At 53.0% G+C, this 22,766-nt stretch carries 18 protein-coding genes; 10 read left to right on the top strand and 8 right to left on the bottom strand.

All coding sequences use genetic code 11. The features are described from left to right. Positions 1-24 precede the first annotated feature (24 nt). Positions 25-1,044: a substrate-binding domain-containing protein gene (locus Q3A88_RS12155; protein ID WP_014913917.1), complete on the top strand. Its 1,020-nt coding sequence runs from the start codon at positions 25-27 to the stop codon at positions 1,042-1,044. A gap of 110 nt (positions 1,045-1,154) precedes the next feature. On the opposite strand, the gene exbD is transcribed toward Q3A88_RS12155, so the two are convergent. Next, on the bottom strand, positions 1,155-1,580 hold the full coding sequence (gene exbD, locus Q3A88_RS12150; protein WP_010280259.1) for a TonB system transport protein ExbD: 426 nt from the start codon (positions 1,578-1,580) through the stop codon (positions 1,155-1,157). A gap of 3 nt (positions 1,581-1,583) precedes the next feature. Beyond that, positions 1,584-2,597, bottom strand: a complete 1,014-nt coding sequence (gene exbB / locus Q3A88_RS12145) for a tol-pal system-associated acyl-CoA thioesterase (RefSeq protein ID WP_317177988.1) — start codon at positions 2,595-2,597, stop codon at positions 1,584-1,586. Positions 2,598-3,268: 671 nt separating this feature from the next. Between exbB and Q3A88_RS12140 the strand changes: the two genes are divergently transcribed. From Q3A88_RS12140 to Q3A88_RS12120, 5 genes are all read left to right on the top strand, one after another. Beyond that, a complete protein-coding gene (locus Q3A88_RS12140; protein WP_317177987.1) occupies positions 3,269-4,246 on the top strand; it encodes a TRAP transporter substrate-binding protein in 978 nt (325 codons plus the stop codon). Positions 4,247-4,488: 242 nt separating this feature from the next. Further along, positions 4,489-4,995: a TRAP transporter small permease gene (locus Q3A88_RS12135; protein ID WP_110162810.1), complete on the top strand. Its 507-nt coding sequence runs from the start codon at positions 4,489-4,491 to the stop codon at positions 4,993-4,995. A 15-nt stretch (positions 4,996-5,010) separates the two neighbouring features. Further along, positions 5,011-6,303 (top strand): TRAP transporter large permease, encoded by a 1,293-nt coding sequence (locus tag Q3A88_RS12130; protein WP_110162811.1) that lies wholly within the window; start codon positions 5,011-5,013, stop codon positions 6,301-6,303. A gap of 338 nt (positions 6,304-6,641) precedes the next feature. Further along, positions 6,642-7,832: a cystathionine beta-lyase gene (metC, locus tag Q3A88_RS12125; RefSeq protein WP_317177986.1), complete on the top strand. Its 1,191-nt coding sequence runs from the start codon at positions 6,642-6,644 to the stop codon at positions 7,830-7,832. Positions 7,833-8,161: 329 nt separating this feature from the next. Continuing rightward, positions 8,162-8,821 carry a DedA family protein gene (locus Q3A88_RS12120; protein ID WP_014913910.1) on the top strand — a complete coding sequence of 220 codons (660 nt, stop codon included), beginning with the start codon at positions 8,162-8,164 and terminating at the stop codon, positions 8,819-8,821. 30 nt (positions 8,822-8,851) lie between these two features. On the opposite strand, the gene Q3A88_RS12115 is transcribed toward Q3A88_RS12120, so the two are convergent. After that, positions 8,852-9,862, bottom strand: coding sequence for an AraC family transcriptional regulator (locus tag Q3A88_RS12115; protein WP_110162813.1), 1,011 nt, complete (start codon positions 9,860-9,862; stop codon positions 8,852-8,854). Positions 9,863-10,094: 232 nt separating this feature from the next. Here Q3A88_RS12115 and Q3A88_RS12110 point away from each other — a divergent pair, with 232 nt between their 5' ends. The 3 genes from Q3A88_RS12110 to dkgA all read left to right on the top strand — a co-directional run bounded on the left by Q3A88_RS12110 (position 10,095) and on the right by dkgA (position 13,112). Next, positions 10,095-10,835: an NADPH-dependent oxidoreductase gene (locus tag Q3A88_RS12110; protein ID WP_014913907.1), complete on the top strand. Its 741-nt coding sequence runs from the start codon at positions 10,095-10,097 to the stop codon at positions 10,833-10,835. A 3-nt stretch (positions 10,836-10,838) separates the two neighbouring features. Further along, a complete protein-coding gene (gene yqhD, locus Q3A88_RS12105) occupies positions 10,839-12,002 on the top strand; it encodes an alcohol dehydrogenase (protein WP_317177985.1) in 1,164 nt (387 codons plus the stop codon). A 282-nt stretch (positions 12,003-12,284) separates the two neighbouring features. Beyond that, positions 12,285-13,112, top strand: coding sequence for a 2,5-didehydrogluconate reductase DkgA (gene dkgA, locus Q3A88_RS12100; protein ID WP_110162815.1), 828 nt, complete (start codon positions 12,285-12,287; stop codon positions 13,110-13,112). 47 nt (positions 13,113-13,159) lie between these two features. On the opposite strand, the gene Q3A88_RS12095 is transcribed toward dkgA, so the two are convergent. From Q3A88_RS12095 to Q3A88_RS12075, 5 genes are all read right to left on the bottom strand, one after another. Then, positions 13,160-13,897 (bottom strand): GntR family transcriptional regulator, encoded by a 738-nt coding sequence (locus Q3A88_RS12095; RefSeq protein ID WP_317177984.1) that lies wholly within the window; start codon positions 13,895-13,897, stop codon positions 13,160-13,162. Positions 13,898-14,283: 386 nt separating this feature from the next. After that, entirely contained in the window at positions 14,284-15,699 is a 1,416-nt protein-coding gene (gene ftsP, locus Q3A88_RS12090) for a cell division protein FtsP (protein ID WP_317177983.1), read from the bottom strand. Between the two features lie 102 nt (positions 15,700-15,801). Beyond that, positions 15,802-16,539: a 1-acylglycerol-3-phosphate O-acyltransferase gene (locus Q3A88_RS12085; RefSeq protein WP_317177982.1), complete on the bottom strand. Its 738-nt coding sequence runs from the start codon at positions 16,537-16,539 to the stop codon at positions 15,802-15,804. 150 nt (positions 16,540-16,689) lie between these two features. Then, on the bottom strand, positions 16,690-18,960 hold the full coding sequence (gene parC, locus Q3A88_RS12080; RefSeq protein WP_014913901.1) for a DNA topoisomerase IV subunit A: 2,271 nt from the start codon (positions 18,958-18,960) through the stop codon (positions 16,690-16,692). A gap of 227 nt (positions 18,961-19,187) precedes the next feature. Continuing rightward, complete coding sequence (locus Q3A88_RS12075) at positions 19,188-19,691, bottom strand: SUKH-3 domain-containing protein (protein ID WP_110162818.1); 504 nt, start codon at positions 19,689-19,691, stop codon at positions 19,188-19,190. Positions 19,692-19,965: 274 nt separating this feature from the next. Here Q3A88_RS12075 and Q3A88_RS12070 point away from each other — a divergent pair, with 274 nt between their 5' ends. Beyond that, the gene (locus Q3A88_RS12070; protein ID WP_317177981.1) at positions 19,966-22,368 is read left to right on the top strand and encodes a TonB-dependent receptor domain-containing protein; all 2,403 of its coding nucleotides are present in this window, start codon (positions 19,966-19,968) and stop codon (positions 22,366-22,368) included. The last annotated feature ends 398 nt before the right edge of the window (positions 22,369-22,766 follow it).

The raw sequence follows: 22,766 nt of genomic DNA, 5'->3' as shown, positions 1-22,766 counted from the left end.
TTTTTTCTGATAGCAGACCTCGCGGTGAAACCGACTAAACGCATAACAATCAGTGACATCGCCGCGCTGGCTGGTGTATCAAAATCCACCGCCAGTCTGGTGCTTAACGGGCGCAGCAAAGAGTTTCGCGTTTCTGATGAAACCCGCGATCGCATTTTGGCCGTCGCACACGAGCAACGTTATCAGCCCAGCATTCACGCACGTTCGCTGCGTTCCTCACGCAGCAACACGCTGGGGCTAGTCGTGCCGGAAATGACCAACTACGGCTTTGCCGTGATTTCCCGCGAGCTGGAAATGCTGTGCCGTGAAGCAGGGCTACAGCTGTTGATTGCCTGCACCGACGAAAACGCCAGTCAGGAGATGATGGCGGTCAACAGTCTGGTGCAGCGTCAGGTCGATGGCCTGATTGTCGCTTCCAGCCTGTTAAGCGATGTCGAATATCAGAAAATTAATCAGCAGTTGCCCGTCATACAGTTTGACCGGGTGATTGGTGATTCCACGCTGCCGATGGTGATTTCCGAAGCGGTAGAATCCACGGCGGAAATGGTCGAGCGTATCGCCCGCCAGCATCGTGATGAATTCTATTTCCTTGGCGGCCAGCCGCGAATTTCTCCGACTCGTCACCGTCTGGAAGGCTTCCAGCTTGGGCTCACACGCGCAGGTATCGATTGCAAGCCGGAGTGGATTATTCACGGCAGCTATCACCCCAGTGCGGGTTATGAAATGTTTGCTCAGCTGTGTGCAACGCTGGGTCGTCCGCCAAAAGCGCTGTTTGTTGCCGCCTGTGGCCTGATGGAAGGCGTGCTGCGCTATATGAACCAGCATAACCTGATGGAAAGCGGCATTCGACTGTGCTGCTTTGACGATCACTATCTGTTTGACTGCTTACCGTTGAAGATCGATACCGTGGCGCAGGATTGTGAAAATCTGGCACGCAGCAGCTTTGAGATGGTGACCAGCCTGATTGCACAACAGCCGCTTGAAGAAGATCGACGCTATATCCCGACGCGGATTCACTGGCGTCATCCTGACTCGCGGGCGTAGCCTTAACGCCCAACCACTCTGCCCTATCACCCAGATGTAAACCTGCAGACATAAAAAAAGGAACGCGGTTTGAACATCCGCATTCCTTCTTACAACGCAACCCTCAGCCGTTATTTAGCGGCAGCGGTTTCCGCACCGACCAGGCCGACCTTGAGGTAGCCCGCTTTACGCAGTGAATCCATCACGCTCATGATGGTTTCATAATCGACGCTTTTATCAGCCTGAAAAAAGATGGTCGTTTCTTTGTTGGCACTGGTTTTCGCATCCAGCACCTGCGCCAGCGACTGCTCGCTAACCACCTCTTCACCCAGGAACATTTGCTTGTCCGCTTTTACCGTCAGATAAAGCGGTTTTTCCGGCCGCGGCTGTGGTGCTGCCGATGAGGCTGGCAGATCGACACGAATGTCTACCGTTGCCAGCGGGGCCGCTACCATGAAGATAATCAGCAGAACCAGCATGACGTCAATGAACGGCGTGACGTTAATGTCATGCATTTCACCGTCATCACTCACGTCCTCCTTCAAATGCATCGCCATGACTTAACCCACCCGCAGTTTATGCGCTGCTGAAGACGCCCGGTTATCGTTGCTGGCAGCCACGTCGAGATCGCGACTTTGCAGCAGCAGCACTTGGGCAGCCACATCGCCGACCATCGCTTTGTAACCAGCAATCGAACGAGCAAAGACGTTATAGATGACCACCGCAGGAATCGCGGCAACCAGACCAATCGCCGTCGCCAGCAGGGCTTCTGCAATCCCCGGAGCAACGACCGCCAGGTTAGTGGTTTGCGTCTGTGCGATACCGATGAAGCTGTTCATGATGCCCCATACCGTACCGAACAGCCCCACGAACGGGGCAACTGCGCCGACGGTCGCCAGATAGCCGTTACCACGCCCCATGTGACGCCCGGTAGCCGCCACGCGACGTTCCAGACGAAACGCGGTGCGCTCTTTAATTCCGTTGTTGTCATCAGAACGTGCGGAAAGCTCCAGTTCGTTCTGCGCATCCACCAGCAATTGCTGTGCGACGCTGCCGGCTTTGAACGCGTCCGCAGTTTCCAGCGCGTCGTCCAGTGTTTTCGCCTGTTCCAACGCCAGATACTCACGACGCAGGCGGCGTTTCGCGCCAGACATCTCAACGCTTTTACTGAAGAAGATCGCCCAGGTAATCACGGAGGCCAGCAGTAAACCGATCATCACCGTTTTCACCACGGCGTCAGCGTGCTGGTACATACCCCAGACGGACAAATCGGTTTTCATCAGGTTATTGGTGCCCGGTGCCGCACTGGCAGGCAGCGCGAGTGCTGACGCTGGTGCCTGCACATCGGTCGTCACAGGAGCGGAAGGCGACGCAGCAGCAGCAGGCTGAGCGACGGGTGCTGCATTCTCTGTCGATAACGGTGCCGTTGCGGGAGCCGCAAACGCATTTCCACTTAGTCCCGCCGTACACAGCAGGATAACCAGCACGCTACGGGAAAATGCGCTGAACGCGCCACGTTTTTTTTGCCAGGTTGATAACACCTGTTGAGTTGTATTACTGACAGCCGTCTTCACGCTGTGCCTCCACCATTCATTCAGTACGATACCCGCAGGTACTATGACGCAATAACGCAGCCTGAAATGATACCAAACCCTGAACGAATTGATAGTCGTTCTCATTATTATTTACATCAGATAACGCACTTTCCTTGCGTTTTGACAGGGTTTAAGGGGTATTGCCTGCATATCGACAGAAAAAGCATAAAAACGACAAGAAAAAGCCCATTACGGAATATCCCGGGCGGGATAGCCCGAAAACACGGCGTGATATCCCAGATTTTATGATCGAATTTTTATTATCGGCTTTTTGTGATCAACATTAAGTTATCACACCATTTCACAATGGCTGGCGATAAGTTTACTGAAATAAACAGGTGCACAAGAAGAAAATAAGACAAATAAAAACATCATGTTATGTATATCTACATGAAGAAAGCAGGAATAAAATCCATATAAAACAGCATTTCATATTAGCTTTTTCTTTTGTGACACGAGTCATTCTACGAAGTTGTATAATAGGTTAGCTTAACTCGCAGAGAATGCTGACGTGTGCCACAATAATACGTAATAGATTTCCGTGTTCTCATCATTAAACCCGCTGCTCATTACTCTATTTTTCATGGGTTTATATTTTTAAATCACTATTTGATTATCGATAATATCACCCCACCTCTGGAGATAATTCAATGAAGCTGTCGAAAACATTGATCGGCGTTTGTCTGGGTTCTACTGCACTCCTGATGAGCCACGCGATTCAGGCACAACAAATTAAAGCCTCTGATGTTCACCCTGAAGGTTACCCGAATGTCGTCGCCGTTCAGAAAATGGGAGAGAAATTAAAAGCTGCCACAAGTGGCAGGCTGGAAATTAAAACCTTCCCCGGCGGAGTATTGGGTGATGAGAAACAAATGATTGAGCAGGCGCAGCTCGGTGCCATTGATATTATTCGCGTATCAATGACGCCTGTTGCGGCGATTTTACCGGAAATAGAAGTCTTCACACTGCCCTATATTTTCCGTGATGAAGATCATCTGCATAAAGTGCTGGATGGAAAAATCGGTCAGGAAATTGGTGACAAGATTACCCAGAGCAGTAAATCAAAATTGGTTTTCCTGGGCTGGATGGACGCGGGAACGCGTAACTTAATCACCAAGGATCCGGTGGTGAAACCAGAAGACCTCAAAGGCATGAAAATTCGCGTACAGGGTAGCCCAGTTGCGCTGGCCACGCTAAAAGCGATGGGGGCTAACTCGATTGCCATGGGCGTGAGTGAGGTCTTCAGCGGCATGCAAACCGGCGTCATTGACGGCACCGAAAATAACCCGCCAACGTTTGTCGCACACAACTACCTGCCTGTCGTGAAAAACTATACCTGGAGTCGCCACTTCATTATTCCTGAGCTGTTCCTGTATTCCAAAGCCAAATGGGACAAACTATCCAAGGAAGATCAGGATCTTATCCTGAAGCTGGCGAAAGAAGCACAGCAGGAACAGCGCGTACTGTGGAAAGAATATACGCAGCAATCTCTGGATAAAATGAAAGCTGGCGGCGTTCAGTTCCATGAAATTGATACCGAGTACTATTTCAAAGCCACGCAACCCGTACGCGATCAGTTTGGTGCCAAATATCAGGATCTGATTAAAGCCGTCGCTGACGTCCAATAAAAAACTTATATCTAAAATAGTTCCGTTGTCGAGATAGGGCCACACGTCGTCGTTTTTCACCATGCAACGTGTTGGCCCTTTATACGAATAAAGCAGGGTGATGTATTCCACTGTACGACATGCTGCTGCCTTTTTGGGGCAAACACGCCGCACTCCTACAACCGGCTTGGTATAAAACGGGTAGTTAATAGGGATAAAGCACTCGTGGCTTTATCTGCCATTCTTTTCATCGGGTAGAGAATATGGCCAACGCATACATTTCAGCCATGGACCTGTTATACAGAATTGCTATGTGGGTCTCTGGTATTTCATTATTAATTATGACACTCATTATTCCTATGGGAATATTTTCCCGCTATGTAATGAATGAGGGAATTTCATGGCCAGAACCCATCTCTATTCTGTGTATGGTGACGTTTACCTTTGTCGGTGCCGCCGTTAGCTATCGAGCTTGTACGCACATTGCAGTGACCATGTTAACCGATCGCTTACCTGAAAAATTAAAAAGCGCATGTGCTTTTATCGCTGAACTTCTGATGATGATCATAAGCGTCTTTATTCTTTACTACGGCACTATGCTGTGTATTGAACTCTGGGAACAACCCGTCGCCGAATTCCCTTTATTAAGCGCCGGGGAAACTTACCTCCCCTTACCGATTGGTTCGCTCATTACATTATTATTCATCATCGAACGAATTTGCTTTGGCTCACAGGATAAACGTCCCGTGGTCATGCTCGGCAATTCTTAACCCGGAGCCAATACCATGGATGCTTTCGTCTTACTTGCAACACTGGCGGTTTTGCTTGCCGTCGGCGTTCCTGTAGCCTATTCAGTCGGTTTGAGTGCTATCGTCGGTGCATTTTGGATCGAGATTCCTCTGGAAGCTGTCATGATCCAAATTACGAGCGGGGTGAATAAATTCTCACTGCTCGCCATTCCTTTCTTTATTCTGGCTGGTGCCATTATGGCCGAAGGCGGCATCGCCCGCCGTCTGGTTAATTTTGCCTATATCTTTGTTGGCTTTATTCGCGGCGGCTTATCGCTGGTGAATATCGTCGCCTCAACGTTCTTCGGTGCAATATCCGGCTCCTCCGTCGCAGACACCGCGTCAATCGGCTCTGTGATGATCCCAGAAATGGAAAAGAAGGGGTACCCGCGTGACTTCGCCGCTGCTGTTACTGCCAGCGGTTCCGTTCAGGCAATATTGATCCCTCCCAGCCATAACTCCGTTATTTATTCACTGGCTGCCGGTGGTTCCGTTTCCATCGCCGCTCTGTTTATCGCTGGCGTATTGCCAGGGATCTTACTCGGTTTGACTCTCATGGTGATGTGCGTCGGTTTCGCCCATCAGCGCGGCTATCCGAAAGGCGAACGCGTGCCGTTCCGTCAGGCGCTGAAAATCTTTGTCGATACCCTGTGGGGATTGATGACGGTTGTCATTATTATGGGCGGGATTTTATCCGGTATTTTTACCGCAACCGAGTCTGCGGCCATCGCCTGTCTGTGGTCCTTCTTCGTGACCATGTTTATCTATAAAGATTACAAGTGGTCTGAGCTGCCTACGCTGATGTACCGCACGGTGAAAACCGTCACAATCGTGATGATCCTGATCGGCTTCGCTGCCGCCTTCGGTGCCATCATGACTTACATGCAGCTGCCCGCCCGCATTACCGAATTTTTCACCTCTATTTCGGATAACAAGTACGTCATCCTGATGTGTATTAACATCATGCTGCTGCTGCTTGGTACGCTGATGGATATGGCACCGCTGATCCTGATTCTAACCCCAGTACTGCTTCCGGTGGCGCTTTCACTCGGCATCGATCCGGTACATTTCGGCATGATTATGATGGTTAACCTGGGGGTTGGGTTAATCACGCCACCAGTGGGGTCGGTACTTTTCGTCGCCAGCGCGGTCAGTAAGCAGAAGATAGAACAGGTCGTTAAAGCGATGCTGCCCTTCTACTGCGGGCTCTTCGTTGTGCTGATGCTGGTCACCTATATTCCGGCCATCTCGCTCTGGCTGCCTAAGCTCTTTGGCGTCCATACGGGTTAACGCACGCCCCATTGCGCCATGTTGTTCGCCGAAATGCAGAACAACATGGCGCTTTCCCGACATTTTCTGACCTGAAATATTTTCACCTACTTCCAACCGTCTCACCGCAAAACGGGCTGAAAGCCCGTGCTCCACGGGTATTCCTGCGGCGCGGCGCATTTTTCCGCCGTGACAAAACCCGCCCACACGCCGCCCAAGCCGTGATAACGTAGACCTCATCAATCGAACGCTTATACATCCAATCATGCCCGCCCCACGATTCCCTCTGCATTCGCCGTTGGGAATCGTCGGTGTAGTGAGTCATCCGGCAGGACTGAACAGAAAAGGTGATAGTGGTTATGACAAGCAAAAAAACGGCAACAGCGTTAGTCGCCGCAGGACGCAGCAAGAAATTCACCCACGGCTCCGTCAACCCCGTTATTCAGCGCGCGTCCTCTCTGGTATTCGATACCGTACAGGACAAAAAAAACGCCACGATTAACAGAGCAAAGGGAGCGCTGTTCTATGGCCGCCGCGGTACGCTGACCCACTTTTCGTTTCAGGAAGCGATGGTTGAGCTGGAAGGCGGCGCGGGCTGTGTGTTGTACCCATGCGGTGCAGCGGCTATCTCTAACGCTATTCTTTCTTTCGTCTCAGCAGGCGATCATGTGCTGGTAACCGGTTCGGCCTATGAACCCACGCAGGATTTCTGTAATAAAGCCCTCAGCAAAATGAACGTCAGCACCACCTACTTTAACCCGCTGATCGGTGCCGATATTGCCGAGCTGATCCAGCCCAATACCAAAGTGGTCTTTCTCGAATCGCCCGGCTCCATCACGATGGAAGTCCACGATGTACCAGCCATCGTACAAGCCGTGCGCCGCATCAATCCCGATATTATTGTCATGATTGATAATACCTGGGCGGCAGGCATTTTATTCAGAGCATTCGACTTTGATATTGATATCTCCATTCAGTCTGCCACCAAATATATCGTCGGTCATTCCGATGCCATGATTGGCACCGCGGTCGCTAATGAACGCTGCTGGGCACAGCTGCGTGAACATTCTTATCTGATGGGGCAAATGGCAGACGCCGATAGCGCTTATGTCGCCAGCCGTGGCCTGCGTACATTGGGCGTTAGGCTCAAACAGCATCAGGAAAGCAGCATCCGCATTGCGAAATGGCTGGCGGAGCAACCCGAAGTCGCGGTGGTTAACCACCCAGCCTTACCTGAGTGCAAAGGGCATGAATTCTATGTACGCGACTTTAAGGGCTGCAACGGCTTGTTCTCCTTTGTGCTGAAAGAGAAATTAAGCAAAGAAGCGTTGGCGAACTATCTGGACAATTTTGAGCACTTCAGCATGGCGTACTCCTGGGGTGGCTTTGAGTCGCTGATTCTGGCAAATCAGCCGGAAGATCTGGCAGCCATCCGTCCTGCTGGCGGCGTAGATTTTACCGGCACTCTTATTCGGTTACATATTGGACTTGAAGACAGTGACGATCTGATTGACGATCTGGCCGCGGGTTTCAGCAGGCTGAGCGCCTAGTCTGGCAAGGCGTCAGCAAGCTCGCCGCTGGAAACCACATACAGGCAGGAAATAAAATATAGAAAGTGTGACGGCCATAAAACCGCCGTATCTTGATTTCCCCTGCGGCGCGGTGGGTAATGCGTTATGATAATCATGAGTCAACGCTTACCCAAAAACCGCGTTACCTTAACCAAAACTAAGCATTAAGCCCTGCTGCATTCTCATCATGCGGCAAGGCGTTTTGCCCATATCGATCTTAGGGCTTGATAAGCAGTAGATTTCAGGTAGCACAGCGTCCCACGCCGCAGCCTGAGAGATAGTGAATATCGTCACTGGCGGGAAATAATATGAGTGTGGTTCACGACATTATTCAGGCGCTCTGGCAGCAGGATTTTAGTGCACTGGCCGATCCCCACGTTGTTTGGGTCGTTTACGGCATCCTGTTCACGACGCTGTTTCTGGAGAACGGCCTGCTCCCTGCCTCTTTTCTGCCTGGCGATAGCCTGTTGCTGCTCACGGGTGCCATGATTGCCAAAGGCGTGATGAGCTTTTTCCCTACGATGATTCTGCTCACCATCGCCGCCAGCCTCGGCTGCTGGCTCAGCTACCTTCAAGGACGCTGGTTGAGTGATACGCGTTTGGTAAAGGGCTGGCTGTTGCAGTTGCCCGCCCATTACCACCAGCGAGCCCATCACCTGTTTCACCGCCACGGCCTGATGGCGCTGCTGGTTGGCCGCTTTTTAGCGTTTATCCGCACGCTGCTGCCAACGATGGCGGGCATTTCCGGGTTAAACAATACGCGCTTTCAGATTTTCAACTGGCTCAGTGGGTTGCTGTGGGTTGGCGGGATTGTCACGCTCGGCTATGCGCTCAGCCACATTCCGCTGGTCAAACGCTATGAAGATCAGGTGATGACCGCGCTGATCCTGCTCCCGATTATTTTGCTGGTTAGCGGCCTGATCGGCATGGCTGTCATGGTGTGGCGCAAAAAACGTGCGGTCGCCTAATCGGGCAACGGCACGCTTTCTTCACCGTTTTCAGCTTTCCTCAACCGCCATGTTACTGGCCTTTACTCTCGTGACTTCATCGCTCGGCGTCGCACCGAAATAGCGCTTAAATTCCCGGCTAAACTGCGACACGCTCTCATACCCTACGCGTGCCGCCGCAACGCCCGCTCTCAGCCCCTCGTTGATCATCAGCACGCGCGCTTTATGTAAGCGGTAGGATTTCAGGTACTGCAACGGCGATGTGTTGGTGACGGCCTTAAAGTTGTGATGAAACGCCGAGACGCTCATGTTCACTTCAGCCGCCAGTTGTTCCACGCTCAGGCTATCGGCATAGTAGTTTTCGATACGTCGCAGAGATCTGGCTATCTGGCTGAAGTGCGTGTGCCGATTCACCAGCGCCTGTAATGCCGCACCGCGTTCGCCACAGAGCATATGATAGATAATCTCGCGCACAATCGTCGGACCCAGCACGCGGGCATCACGCGGGTTATTCATCGCATCCAGCAACCGTTCAACGGCACATAAAATTTCATCGGTCAGCGGGGCACTGTTCACGCCGCACGTACAGGAGCAAGGGCGGATCGCGCTGTCATCGTCACCGATGTCGATCAGCAAATCCTGAAGCATCTGGATATCGATACGGATCGCCATCCCCACCAGCGGGTGTTCAACGCTGGCTATCGTTTCACATTCGAACGGCAGCGGTACCGTCATCAACAGGTAGTTTTCCGGGTCATACTGGAACGTTTTTCCGCCCAGATAACCAATCTTTTGGCCCTGAAAAATGATGACGATCGTCGGTTCATACATCACCGGCACACGCGGATGATGCTGTTCCGTATACAGAATTTTGACCTGCGAGACGAGTGAAGGCGTGGTCCAGCTTTTAGCTGAACAGCGTATTGCCTGCTGCACGATGCGCTGCCGCACGGTCTGCTGCTGTTCTACTGGATTCTGAACGTCTTGCTTCTGAACATCTTGTTTCTGAACAAGCTGCCCACATGGGTTTTCCGTCGACATGCTTTGGCTGTCCGTCAACATGTATTGGGTTTGCGTCAAAATGGTGTTCTCTCGCTACGGGTTTGCTTTTCCTGTCCGAAGCCTCTCTCCTGACAGAAGAAACAAAATGACATACCTGCGAATTATTATCACCCTTTTCTCCTGTATTTTGGAGAAATAGGCAATAAGCAAACAGAAATGTGCATTGAACGTCTTACGTGGGTTGATGACAATACTGAGCATACCGTTACCCTTTCATCCCACGGGAAAAGACATGAATAAAACGATTGAACTGTTCACTTCACACCGCAGTGAACGTAGCTATCTTGATAAAGCGATTCCCGATGACGTGCTGGATGCCATTATTCAGTCTGCACATCTGGCACCGACGTCCGTGAACTCTCAGCAGGTCTCGCTCATCGTCACCCGCGACCCGGAACGCAAAGCACGCATTGCCGAATTGGCTGGCGGCCAGCCGTGGATTGCCCAGGCACCGGTCTTCATCACCGTAGTGCTGGATATGCATAAAACGCAGGTTGGGATTGCCATGAGCGACAAGCAGCAGCACGCGCATGAAAGCCTTGAAAGCCTGATTTCCGGCACAACGGATGTCGGCATCGCGCTCGGCACGCTGATGGCCGCCGCACGCTCGTTTGGGCTAGGCATCGTCCCGATTGGCGGTATTCGTCGCGACCCACAGGCGATGATCGACTTTCTGGAACTGCCTGAACTGACGTTCCCCGTTGCAGGCGTTGCGATTGGCTATGTGGATACCCCTGCGCATCAGAAACCGCGCCTGCCGCTGAATTCCTTCCGCCATGATGAAACCTATCATCAGGACGTTCTGCCTGCGGCGATTGAGCAATATAACCAAACGCTGGTGGCACACTGGCAGCAAACCGGCCGCGCAGACGGCGACAACTGGGGTGATAACACCGCCAGCTACTATCAGCACATTTATTTCCCGAAAGTCTTACCCGCGATCCTCCAACAGGGCTTTAAACTGGACAAATAACCTATGCTAAATTTCACACTTCATACCCCTACCAAAATTTTGTTTGGCGAAGGCCAGATTGCTGAATTAGGCAAAGAAATTCCTGCCGATGCCCGTATCCTCATCACCTACGGAGGCGGCAGCGTGAAGCACAATGGCGTGCTGGATCAGGTCTATCGTGCCTTAGAAGGCCGCAATGTCCGTGAGTTTTCCGGCATTGAGCCGAATCCGACTTACGAAACGCTGATGAAGGCCGTCGAGGTTGTCCGGGCAGAGAAGATTGACTTCCTGCTGGCGGTTGGCGGTGGATCTGTCGTCGACGGCACGAAATTTATCGCTGCCGCCGCAGATTATCAGGCCGCGCAAGACCCGTGGCATATTCTGCAAACCGGCGGCGCGGAAATCGATCGCGGCGTCGCGATGGCGGCGGTGCTCACCCTGCCAGCGACCGGTTCGGAATCCAACAACGGCGCGGTCATCACGCGTAAATCGACCAACGATAAGCTCGCTTTCCGCTCACGCTTCACTCAGCCGCTTTTCGCCGTACTCGATCCAGTCGTGACGTACACCCTGCCCGCTCGCCAGATCGCGAACGGCGTGGTCGATGCCTTCGTTCACACGGTTGAGCAGTACCTGACGTATTCCGTCGATGCCAAAGTACAGGATCGTTTTGCAGAAGGCTTGCTGCTGACGCTGGTTGAAGAAGGCCCGCGCGCGCTGGCTGAACCGGAGAACTACAAGGTCAGAGCCAATGTGATGTGGAGCGCGACCATGGCGTTGAACGGTCTGATTGGCGCAGGCGTGCCGCAGGACTGGTCAACCCACATGCTGGGCCACGAATTAACGGCGCTGCACGGTCTTGACCATGCCCAAACGCTGGCTATCGTTCTGCCTGCCATGCTGACGGCAAGAAAAGCCCAGAAACGCGACAAGCTGCTGCAATACGCCGAGCGCGTCTGGAACCTGCGTGACGGTAGCGAAGATCAGCGTATCGACGGTGCGATTGCCGCTACGCGTGACTTCTTCGAGACAATGGGCGTACCGACCCGTATGTCTGACTATCAGTTGGATGGCAGCGCCATTCCGACGCTGGTCGCCAAACTCAGCGAGCACGGCCTGACTGCGCTAGGCGAACATCGCGACATCACGCTGGAAGAAAGCCAGAAGATTTACGAAGCGGCGCGCTAAGCGCCTCTCCCCCAAATCATTCAAGTTAGAGGAGAAAACACTATCGTTTAAACCACGCCTATATCAGATGATATACCCTCAATGCTGTGTCTGTTAAAGGGAGCCAATCGGCTCCCTTTATCATCAGGCATTGTATAGCCGACGAATTTTTCTACTAGAATGAAAGCATATGCCTGTTCCTGCGAGGGATCACGTGGCTCTATGTCCGTGATACGAACAGGTCGCCCATCCAGTTAACCCTATGATACTTTTATGGATTAACGGATATAAAAGGAGAATGAGATGACGCAACCGAAAGTTAAGCTGGCGGACGGCAATATCATGCCCCAGTTGGGCCTTGGTGTCTGGCGAGCAAGCAATGAGGACACGGTGATCGCCGTGACTGAAGCATTGTCCATCGGTTATCGGGCGATCGATACCGCCGCGATTTATAAGAACGAGGAGGCCGTTGGTCAGGCACTGAGTTCCGCGAACCTGCCGCGTGAAGAGGTGTTCATCACCACCAAGCTCTGGAATGGCGATCACACCGATCCCCAAAAAGCGCTGGAAGAGAGCCTGAGAAAACTTCGGTTAGATTATATCGATCTCTACCTGATCCACTGGCCGCTCCCGCAACAGAACACCTTCGTGGATGCCTGGCGCGGACTCATCAAACTCCAGGAACAGGGTCTGGCGAAAAGTATCGGCGTCAGTAATTTCCATATTCACCACTTACAGCGGCTAAAAGAAGAAACGGGCGTATTGCCGGTCATCGATCAGGTCGAGCTACATCCTCTTCTCCAGCAAAGACAGCTCCATGCCTGGAATGCTATCCACCATATCCAGACGGAATCCTGGAGCCCGCTAGCGCAGGGCGGCGAAGGCGTTTTCGACCATCCCATTATCCGTAAACTGGCGACAAAATACGGCAAAACGCCGGCACAGATCGTGATTCGCTGGCATCTGGACTGCGGGTTGGTGGTGATTCCTAAATCAGTCACGCCGTCGCGTATCAAGGAAAACTTCGAGGTGTTTGATTTCCGTCTGGATAAAGACGAGCTCAGTGAAATTGCCAAGCTGGACTGCGGGAAACGTCTGGGATCAGACCCTGACGAACCGAGAAACGACTAATCTACCTTCGATGCCAGCCTTCACTGAGCTGGCATTTTTCTTCTCATCTAATCAGCAAACTGGATCTCATACACATCGCTACGGCAATGTGCTTCGCTGTATTCCAGCAGTTCACCCCGTTCGTTATAAACATGCAGTTGGCAATACAGCGCTGGAGCCCCCGCCGCAATACCAAGAAGCGCAGCGATTTCTGCCGTACAGGCAATCGCTTTGAAACGATAGCGTTTTTTGTCCGGTGTGATACCACGCGTAATCCAATACTGATAAAGAGACTGCTCAAGCGCTTCGGGGTCGGGTAGAAATTCTTGCGGTATCCAGGTCGTTTCCAGCGAAACGGGCTCACCATTGCTGAGCCGGACGCGTCGCAGATAGGTGACGGCCTCACCTTCGGGCAGAGACATTTTCGCGGTGATGGCTGCAGGGGGAACCTGTATTGCCTTTTCTAACCAGAGGCTGCCGGCGACGCCGCCTTGTTTCAATATCAGCGCGGTGAACCCTTCATCCTCGGCGCTCAACGCGTAGTTAAGCCGCTGAGCCACGCGGGTTCCCACGCCTTGCTGGCGCACAATCAGCCCTTTTTCTTCCAAAAGTGACAGAGAACGGGAAACCGTTACGCGTGATAATCCCAACTGCTGCGCAATCAGTCTTTCGGCGGGTAAGAACTGGCCGGATAACGTCTTACGGCGGCCGATTTCTGATTCAAGCAACGACGCGAGCTGCATGTACCGAGGCGCCGACGGCGCTCCAGCCAGTTGATCCCTGACCCAAAGCAGTAATTCCCGCATAGTGCAGCCTTTTTAGTGACGCAGCGTTCTGGCTGCGTACAGGTTAAAACAGAAAGTGAAGCTGATTTCATAGCGAAACGAAACGCTCGGACGCTTACATTGTTGTAATAAAAAATGTTCTGTTAGTAATAATCAGGTCCGGAACAGTACGCGACGCAAAACGCAATTCACCCTTAATTAATAGCAACATCAATATATAAGGTATCGTCCGCGCGGCTCTGCATCTTTAATTTTGGTTTGTCTGAATAGAGGTGGATCACATTAAGAAACAGATGGGGATCGGGAACATTGCCGTCTGACGAGTAAGCAGCGCATCAGACGGGCGGTCGTTATCTTTGTCACGGCAAAAGGGGGGGCGCGGAGAAGCTGGCAGGCTAGCGGTTGGTTTACATCACAGGCTGTACGATGAGCTGTCCCGTCGAGCCGCGATCGGCCAGCTCCAGCGTTTGGCTGTAATACAGGAAGGGGAACGCCATTGAGGAAGGCTGCGTGAAATAAACCAGCAGCTCGACATCGTTATCCACCCACACCGTATCTTTCCAGCCGCTGTCTTCCACCGCCGGTGGCCGACCATTCGCGCTGCGCACCAGAAACTTGACGCCCTGAATATGGAAAGCCTGCGGCGTATCGGCATGGATAATCCAGCGCTCACAGCGGCCAAGCTGGGTTTGTACATCGGCACGCGTCATGTCCCACATCGCGCCGTTGATGCCGGGCAGACTGTCACCCAGACGGAATTCGCGCGTGCGGCTGATGCTACCTTCAATGATGTTGTCGGCCAGTAAACGCATCGGCAGGTTATCCGTGACTAATGGCAACAGCCCCGTCGGCTTCAGCGTAAGTATTTGCGTCGAAATCAGGATGCTGGAAGGCTCAAACAGCCCGCGCAGACGATCCATAATCCCAGCCGACTCACCTGCCGTTAGCGTCACTTCTTCGCCTTGCGACATGTCGACCAGAATTTCGCGCCGTTCGCCGGGCGCGAGAGAAAGCTGGTTTACCGCCATCGGTGCCGGCAACAGCCCCTGATCGCTGGCGATCACATGCATCGCTCGCCCATCGCTCAACCGCATCACGTAACGCCGGGAATTCGAGGCGTTCAGCAATCTCAGGCGAACCCAGCCACGGGACACTTCAACAAAGGGATTTTGCACGCCGTTGACGAGCAGCGAGTCGCCCACGAACCCACCGTTAGAAGGTGGGTTATAGAGAGGGACACCAAAGTTATCCAGTCGTTTATCCTGAATAATCAATGGGAAATCATCAACACCGTAGTGATTGGGCAGCGGCAGGGCCTTACTGGCTCGGTCTTCCACCAGCCATAGCCCAGCCAGCCCGTTATAGATATGCGGAGCCATGCGGTTCGGCGTATTCGCATGATACCAGCAGGTCGCCGCTGGTTGACGAACGGGCAACACCGGTGACCAGTCGGTTCCTGGAGAGATGATGCGAGCCGCGCCGCCCATCAGCGGTCCCGGCACCTGTAAGCCGCCGATCGTCATCGCGACAGGCTCATTCAGGCGGTTACTGTAAATCAGCTTAACGTCATCGCCATCATAAACGCGCACCGTCGGCCCTAAATAGCGGCCATTGATTCCCCAAATGGAGGTTTTACGGTCACCGGAGAATGCCCAATGGGCACGCTGCATGGTCAGAAAAAGCGGCTGGCCTCGGCGCGACTCCAGTAATGGCGGTATCGGCAATGCGGCGGGATTCCCACTGGCTTTGGCTGCCAGTGGCGTCATACCCGCACATAACGCAAGGCCCGATGCCTGAATAAACTGACGTCGGCTGAGTGACATAATGACTCCGTAAATCCAATAAACCGTAAGCAAAGTTTATCTTCCGATTCGCTCTTGAATAGACAATCGGAAGAAATAATCGCGTAACTCGATGGGGTAAGTTTATTTTTTGTCTGCGGCTTCGCGCGCCGCGACTTCCGCATCCAGCTCCGCAATCTTGGCCGCCATCACATCATGACAGCGTGCAGCTAGCTCGCGAACCTGATCTTTGGTATATGCGCGGGTATCAATCGGCGGCAACATTTCTACAATAACGAGTCCGTTATTCCAGCGGTTCAACTTCACCTTGTTGCTGGTCGTAGAAACGCAAATCGGCACAATCGGCACCTCTGCGCTAATCGCAGCATGAAAGGCACCGGTTTTGAATGGCAGCAGGCCGCGTCCACGGCTGCGCGTACCTTCGGGGAACATCCAGATAGACGTGTTGCGCTCTTTAATATGCTTCACGACCTGGGCAATGGTGCCATGCGCTTTAGCACGGTTTTCACGGTCAATCAGCAAGTTACCTGTCAGCCAATACAGTGGCCCGAAGAACGGGATCCACAGCAGGCTTTTCTTGCCCACGGTAACGGTACGCGGCTGAACCGCGCTGGATACCGTGACCATATCGTAGTTGTTCTGATGATTCGCGATATAGATGCAGTTGCCGTAATGCGCAGCTTCTTCCGGTATCCGCATTTCTACTTTCAGACCAAACACCATGGACAAGCGACCAAAAAGATGGCCGAAGGTCGCGACATGGCGGGGATTTCGAGGGCTGAACAGGCAGTAAAACAAGCCAAAAATACAGATCAAAATCGAAAAGATAACGACAATAAAAAAACGCAAAATGGATAACATAGCAACCTCATTAGCCGACAGCCGCCGCTAGTATAGCGATTTCGCGCTAAAACACACGGTGATTCAATTTGCTGCAAGATGGCAACCGGAAACTAAAGAAAGGCGGTATGACACCGCCTTTCTCAACATGCACATGACAATATGGAGGAATTATTCTTCGCTGCTGCCGGTGCTAATCTGCTGTGGTGCATCCACCTCAATTCGGTCAATGCGCTGTAGCCCACGCAGCAATGTGCCTTTCCGCCCACGCTCCCCTTGATACTTCTGAAGCTCGTTCGGACGCAGCACCAGCTTACGCTTACCGAAGTACAGCGTGACGGAAGCCTGTGGTGGCAGCAGATACAGCCAGGTCAGACGGTCTTTTCCTTCCGCAAAATCAGCCGAGGAGATGGACACAATCTTGTTGCCCTTGCCTTTCGACAGCTGTGGCAGATCGGAGACTGGGAACAGCAGCATTCTGCCTGCGGCGGTGATCGCCATCAGCAGGTTATCGTCGCCTTTGATCTCGATCGGTGCCAGCGCTTTCGCGTTATCCGGCAACGTAATAATCGCTTTACCCGCGCGGTTACGCGCCACCAGATCGTTGAAGGTACAGACGAAGCCATAACCCGCATCCGATGCCATCAGCAGCGGCTGATCGTCTGCGGCCATCAGCACCTGTTCAATCGTCGCGCCCGGCGGCGGCGTGAGTTTGCCCGTCAGCGGCTCACCCTGACCGCGCGCAGAAGGCAGCGTGATCGGATCCAGCGCATAGCTGCGGCCGGTGGAGTCAATGAACACCACAGGCTGATTGCTCTTACCTTTCGCAGCGGCGCGGAAGCTATCGCCCGCTTTGTAACTCAATCCGGCCGGATCGATGTCATGCCCTTTCGCGCTGCGTACCCAGCCCATTTCCGACAGCACAATGGTAACCGGTTCGGACGGCACAAAGTCGTGCTCGCTCATCGCTTTCGCTTCGCCACGCTCACGCAGCGGTGAACGACGTTCGTCACCATAGGCTTGCGCATCCGCCTGAATTTCTTTCTTAATCAGGTTGCTGAGCTTACGGTCTGACGCCAGCAGCGCTTGAAGCTGATCGCGCTCTTTTGCCAGATCGTCCTGCTCACCGCGGATCTTCATCTCTTCCAGCTTGGCCAAATGACGTAATTTCAGCTCAAGGATCGCTTCAGCCTGTGTTTCACTCAGGCTGAACTGGCGCATCAGAACAGGCTTCGGCTCATCTTCCGTGCGGATGATATGAATGACTTCATCGATATTCAGGAACGCGATCAGCAAACCTTCAAGGATATGCAGGCGCTTGAGCACTTTTTCCAGACGGTAGTTCAGACGGCGGCACACGGTGTCGCGACGGAAGACCAGCCACTCGCTCAGGATCTCGACTAGCCCTTTCACGCTTGGGCGACCATCCAGACCGATCATGTTCATGTTAACGCGATAGCTTTTTTCCAGATCGGTCGTGGCGAACAGGTGGTTCATCACCTGATCCATATCGATCCGGTTTGAGCGTGGCACCAGTACCAGACGGGTTGGATTCTCGTGATCGGATTCATCACGCAGGTCTTCGACCATCGGCAGCTTCTTCGCACGCATCTGGCTGGCAATCTGCTCCAGCACTTTGGCACCAGAAACCTGATGTGGCAGCGCGGTAATCACGACATCACCGTCTTCTTTCTTCCACACCGCACGCATACGCACGGAACCACGGCCATTCTGGTAGAGTTTGCGCACTTCATCGCGCGGCGTAATGATTTCAGCTTCCGTCGGGAAATCCGGCCCTTGAACATGCTGCAATAACTCGTCCAGCGAGGCCTTCGGGTTTTCCAGCAGCATGACCGCGGCGGCGGCGACTTCACGCACGTTGTGCGGCGGTATGTCCGTGGCCATCCCGACGGCGATCCCAGTAGTGCCGTTCAGCAGAATATTAGGCAGACGCGCAGGCAGCATCTTCGGCTCTTGCATCGTGCCATCAAAGTTCGGGGTGTAATCGACCGTGCCCTGCCCGAGTTCAGACAGCAGCACTTCCGCATATTTGGAGAGCCGCGATTCGGTATAACGCATGGCGGCGAAGGATTTCGGATCGTCCGGCGCACCCCAGTTCCCCTGACCATCCACCAGCGGATAGCGATAAGAGAACGGCTGCGCCATTAGCACCATCGCTTCATAGCAGGCGCTGTCGCCGTGCGGGTGGTATTTACCCAGCACGTCACCCACGGTACGGGCGGATTTTTTAAACTTGGCGCTGGCATTCAGTCCCAGCTCGGACATCGCATACACGATGCGACGCTGCACAGGCTTCAGGCCATCGCCAATGAACGGCAATGCCCTGTCCATGATGACGTACATGGAATAATTTAGGTATGCATTTTCGGTAAACGTGCGCAGCGCAAGGCTTTCTGCGCCGTCATGAGTCATCTCACTCATTTATCTCACTTCCCTCACATCGCGGCGCGATGGTTACGCTTTCCGGCACGCCATAGCGGCGGTATGTTTGGCGGGAATAGTACCTTATCTGATGAGGTGATGTCACAGGGAACCATTCGCAGAAAACTACGCTGCAGGGAACCGCGCCACGGGGAACGATGCCGCCTCAGAGAATCATCGCATCAGGCGATGACCGATGTGAATCCGACGGCTGCCGGAGAAGGTGGCTAGCGGTAGCGATGAACGCTCGGATGATCTGCGGTAATCGTTTCGCCGTACACGGAAATTGACGGCTGGCCGGGTCGCAGCATCGGTTTCCCCTTACGGCCAAGCAGAATACGTTCAACCGCAGCACCGAAAGACGCGCCTTCAAACCAGAATGCCTCATGTATAAAGCTCATCCCGTAGCAGGCACCCGCGCTATCCATCAGCAGAGCACCGTGCGAATGATGGGTTTCGCCGATCAGAATCAGCGTTGTATTCAGAATGCCTTGCCACTCAATCAGCGTTTCATCCTGCTGCAAATCCTCGCTGCCGCCAAAAGCGATGTCGCCGCTGGCACACGCTTCTCCTGCACCGCACTGCCCCACCGTCAACCCGCCGAACGCGTGAAGGATGTCAGCGGCCGGATGGTTCTCTGGCACAAACGGCGGGACTGATTGTGGTTCGACATGCGGCCAGCCTGCCGCGTGAAACAGTGAAAAAACGGATTTGGGTATTTCAATCGACATCGTGAATGAACTCGCGGTTGCGGCTCAGGGAAAGTCAGCGTTGATTCATCGCCCATCGCTTCCGTTTTGATAGCGAACATACCGTTTCATTAAGAATTATTCATCATCGTTGCAACATCAGATGATAATGCCTAGCATATTGATAATAATTATCATTACCACATGGTAGTTAATGTTATTCGCCGTTTTGCATTTCCCTTGCAGACGTTAGCGACCAGCACGCCATGTTTCCCCAACGCCGCTGGCCAGAACAACCTTATAGCAGAGTATCATTATGTTAATTAACAAGAATTTAAATAAAATTCTTCTCACCGGCATCTTGACTGGCGTCGCGCTGAACAGCATGGCAGCGGATAGCACCACAGGCAACAACGCACTCAACGTGAAGAACCAAGACGATTCGGCGGCGAAAGCGGGACAGACTGACGATGTGATGACGGTTCACTCGCCAAAAGTCGAGAAAAAGACCGGTTCAAGCACGACGCTGACTGCTGCAGACATGCAAAGAGAAGGCGGCAACAATTTCGGCACAATCATGCGCTATCAACCTTTGGTGAGCGCAACCGGGTCCAGCGGCGGCAGTAATACCGGGAAAAGCGGCTTCGACCGCGGCGGTTACACGGGCTACAACATTCGCGGCATTGAAAGCAACCGTGTTGCGATCGATACCGATGGCATCGCCCTGCCCAATGCCACGGGCCGCAGCTACGCCAGCCGTGCCGGATTCAATACCTTCGGCATGGGGCGCGACTATATCGACCCTTACGTGTACAGCAGCGTCGATATTGAGTCAGGCGTCACCTCCGCAGAAAATACGGTCAACGCACTCGGGGGCAGCGTCTCCTTCCGGCCAAAATCTGCCGATGACTATCTGAAAGCAGGCAAGCAGGACTACTTCGGTTTTCAGAGCGACTACGACTCCGCCAACCATGGTTGGCATAATGGCATCACCGCAGCAGGCGGTGATGACGAATTGCGCGGTGTGGTCGTATTTAGCCGCCGTGACGGCCAGCAAACGCGTAATAACAGCGACGAGATCGCCGCTTACCCTGCCAACTGGCACTCTAACGCCATTTTGGCGTCCGGCATTTGGCAGGCCAACGACGAACATCAGCTCACCGGTACGCTGGATTATTACCATAAAACCAACCACACCCATTATGACTACTGGGGTAGTTTGCCAAGCGGCAACAACACCATTTACGGCACGGCGCAACAGAGCAGCGAGACACGCCGTTGGACCGCCAGCCTGAAAGATCGCTGGACGCCCGTTAACAACACGCTGGTCGATTTGGTTGATAGCCGCATTTACTTCCAAAACAGCGAATCACACGACAATACCTGGCTGCCCGCAACCACAGGGATGGCCGCAGCAGATAGCCACCGCGTCTATTCTGACTACAATGTCACCACCTATGGGTTCGATACCCATATGGTGAAAAGCTGGGATCGCCACGAGTTCAGTTGGGGCCTTAACGCCAGCCAAAGCAAAACAGAGCGTCCGTTCAGGCAGTCGCCTAACCAAACGGGTGCCAATAACATCATGCAGCCGGAAGCCGATAGCAATAGCTACACCGTCGGCGGCTTTGTGCAGGATACCGCTACGTGGGATCTGGCGGGGCACGCCTTTTCGGTTGTCCCTGCCGTGCGCGCTATCCATCAGCGTACCAAACCGACCAACACGGTTCGCCTGAGCGGTGACGGCAGTGTCATCAGTGAATCCGATGTCAACAGACTGTACGGCAAAGCCAACAGCGATACGCAAGTCCTGCCGTCTCTGAGCTTCCTCTACGACATCACGCCGACGTTGACGACCTATGTGCAGTACCGTCGTGGCGCACAGTTCCCGGATGCCAGCCAGCTTTATGGCAGCACCAACCTCGATGCCAACTTTGCCGGGCCGGCCCAGTATGCCTTTATCGGCAATAGCGACCTCAAAACGGAAACCAGCAACAACGTAGAGTGGGGATTAAAAGGGGAAGCGACGGAGGGGGTCACCTTCCGTACCGCGCTGTTCTACAACACGTATAAGAACTTTATCGCCAATACCCGCTACCGTCGTAGCGCTAACCCCGATAAATTCGTCAATGTGCCAAGCAATATCAGTACGATATATCAGGCGGAAAACCGCGATAAAGCCTACATCTACGGTGGTGAGGTCAGCAGCAAAATACAGCTAGGCACCTGGTTCCCAGCGGTTGATGGGCTCAGCACCACGCTGGCGTTTGGCTATACCAAAGGCCAATCGCAATCGCGCTACCTCGGCGACCGCTATGTCGATCTCGACAGCGTTGCGCCAATGAAAGCCGTGATAGGTATCGCCTACGACGATCCTTCCCAGCGCTACGGTGCCGCCCTGACGTCGACCTTCCAGAAAGGGAAGCAGGCGAAGGATACCAGCCGTGAAAGCTATACCAATGCTGGCAACGCGATCGCCACCTCAAGTACCGAATATATGCGGATTCCTGGCTATGGCATGGTTGACCTGACCGCCTACTATCGCATTAGCAAGAACGTGAAAGTCAACGGCGGCGTGTATAACCTGACTGACCGTAAATATTGGGATTATCTCAGCAGCCGTCAGATTGAAACCAACGATCGGCAGGGACAGTATGACCGCGCCCTCTCCGTGCAACCTGGTCGTTCCTTCCAGTTGGGTGTGAACGTGGACTTCTAATCCGCGTCGCTCACGATTCAATAAAAAAGGCGGTGCCTCATTCGGGCATCGCCACCACTCGGCAAGAATGCGTACCACGGCTTTCTTGCCTTTTTATTTTCCTCTGCATGCTCTTCCCGCCACATCCCGTTTAATGACGCCAATATCGTTATTTTCTCAGGATAAAAGAATAAATATATCGATAAGAACGTCTGACTTAACTCACGCTATAACGTGATCGCGATCTCAATTAATATTTCGTTAGCGTCATGTTTTAATTTTGTCCTATTCAGCGGACAGCATTTAGTATTGTCCCTATCGACTATCACGACTAGATTAATCACTACAGCATTCTATTTAAATAAACATACAGAGAAAATAAAACAGGAAATTATTTAGAAAAAGTTATCAATTCGATA

Origin of the sequence: Pectobacterium sp. HCp5_1 (genome assembly GCF_032905925.1) — a bacterium.
Taxonomy (GTDB): Bacteria; Pseudomonadota; Gammaproteobacteria; order Enterobacterales; family Enterobacteriaceae; genus Pectobacterium; species Pectobacterium brasiliense_A.
Note: the sequence above shows the minus strand (reverse complement) of the source record. Positions and strands in the feature narration are given on the sequence as shown.

What these genes read in the sequence shown, in the direction of transcription:
- exbD (WP_010280259.1), bottom strand. Translation starts at nt 1,580, where the DNA reads ATGGCGATGCATTTGAAGGAGGACGTGAGTGATGACGGTGAAATGCAT.
- Q3A88_RS12140 (WP_317177987.1), top strand. Translation starts at nt 3,269, where the DNA reads ATGAAGCTGTCGAAAACATTGATCGGCGTTTGTCTGGGTTCTACTGCA.
- Q3A88_RS12135 (WP_110162810.1), top strand. Translation starts at nt 4,489, where the DNA reads ATGGCCAACGCATACATTTCAGCCATGGACCTGTTATACAGAATTGCT.
- Q3A88_RS12130 (WP_110162811.1), top strand. Translation starts at nt 5,011, where the DNA reads ATGGATGCTTTCGTCTTACTTGCAACACTGGCGGTTTTGCTTGCCGTC.
- metC (WP_317177986.1), top strand. Translation starts at nt 6,642, where the DNA reads ATGACAAGCAAAAAAACGGCAACAGCGTTAGTCGCCGCAGGACGCAGC.
- Q3A88_RS12120 (WP_014913910.1), top strand. Translation starts at nt 8,162, where the DNA reads ATGAGTGTGGTTCACGACATTATTCAGGCGCTCTGGCAGCAGGATTTT.
- Q3A88_RS12115 (WP_110162813.1), bottom strand. Translation starts at nt 9,862, where the DNA reads ATGTTGACGGACAGCCAAAGCATGTCGACGGAAAACCCATGTGGGCAG.
- Q3A88_RS12110 (WP_014913907.1), top strand. Translation starts at nt 10,095, where the DNA reads ATGAATAAAACGATTGAACTGTTCACTTCACACCGCAGTGAACGTAGC.
- yqhD (WP_317177985.1), top strand. Translation starts at nt 10,839, where the DNA reads ATGCTAAATTTCACACTTCATACCCCTACCAAAATTTTGTTTGGCGAA.
- dkgA (WP_110162815.1), top strand. Translation starts at nt 12,285, where the DNA reads ATGACGCAACCGAAAGTTAAGCTGGCGGACGGCAATATCATGCCCCAG.
- Q3A88_RS12095 (WP_317177984.1), bottom strand. Translation starts at nt 13,897, where the DNA reads ATGCGGGAATTACTGCTTTGGGTCAGGGATCAACTGGCTGGAGCGCCG.
- ftsP (WP_317177983.1), bottom strand. Translation starts at nt 15,699, where the DNA reads ATGTCACTCAGCCGACGTCAGTTTATTCAGGCATCGGGCCTTGCGTTA.
- Q3A88_RS12085 (WP_317177982.1), bottom strand. Translation starts at nt 16,539, where the DNA reads ATGTTATCCATTTTGCGTTTTTTTATTGTCGTTATCTTTTCGATTTTG.
- parC (WP_014913901.1), bottom strand. Translation starts at nt 18,960, where the DNA reads ATGAGTGAGATGACTCATGACGGCGCAGAAAGCCTTGCGCTGCGCACG.
- Q3A88_RS12075 (WP_110162818.1), bottom strand. Translation starts at nt 19,691, where the DNA reads ATGTCGATTGAAATACCCAAATCCGTTTTTTCACTGTTTCACGCGGCA.
- Q3A88_RS12070 (WP_317177981.1), top strand. Translation starts at nt 19,966, where the DNA reads ATGTTAATTAACAAGAATTTAAATAAAATTCTTCTCACCGGCATCTTG.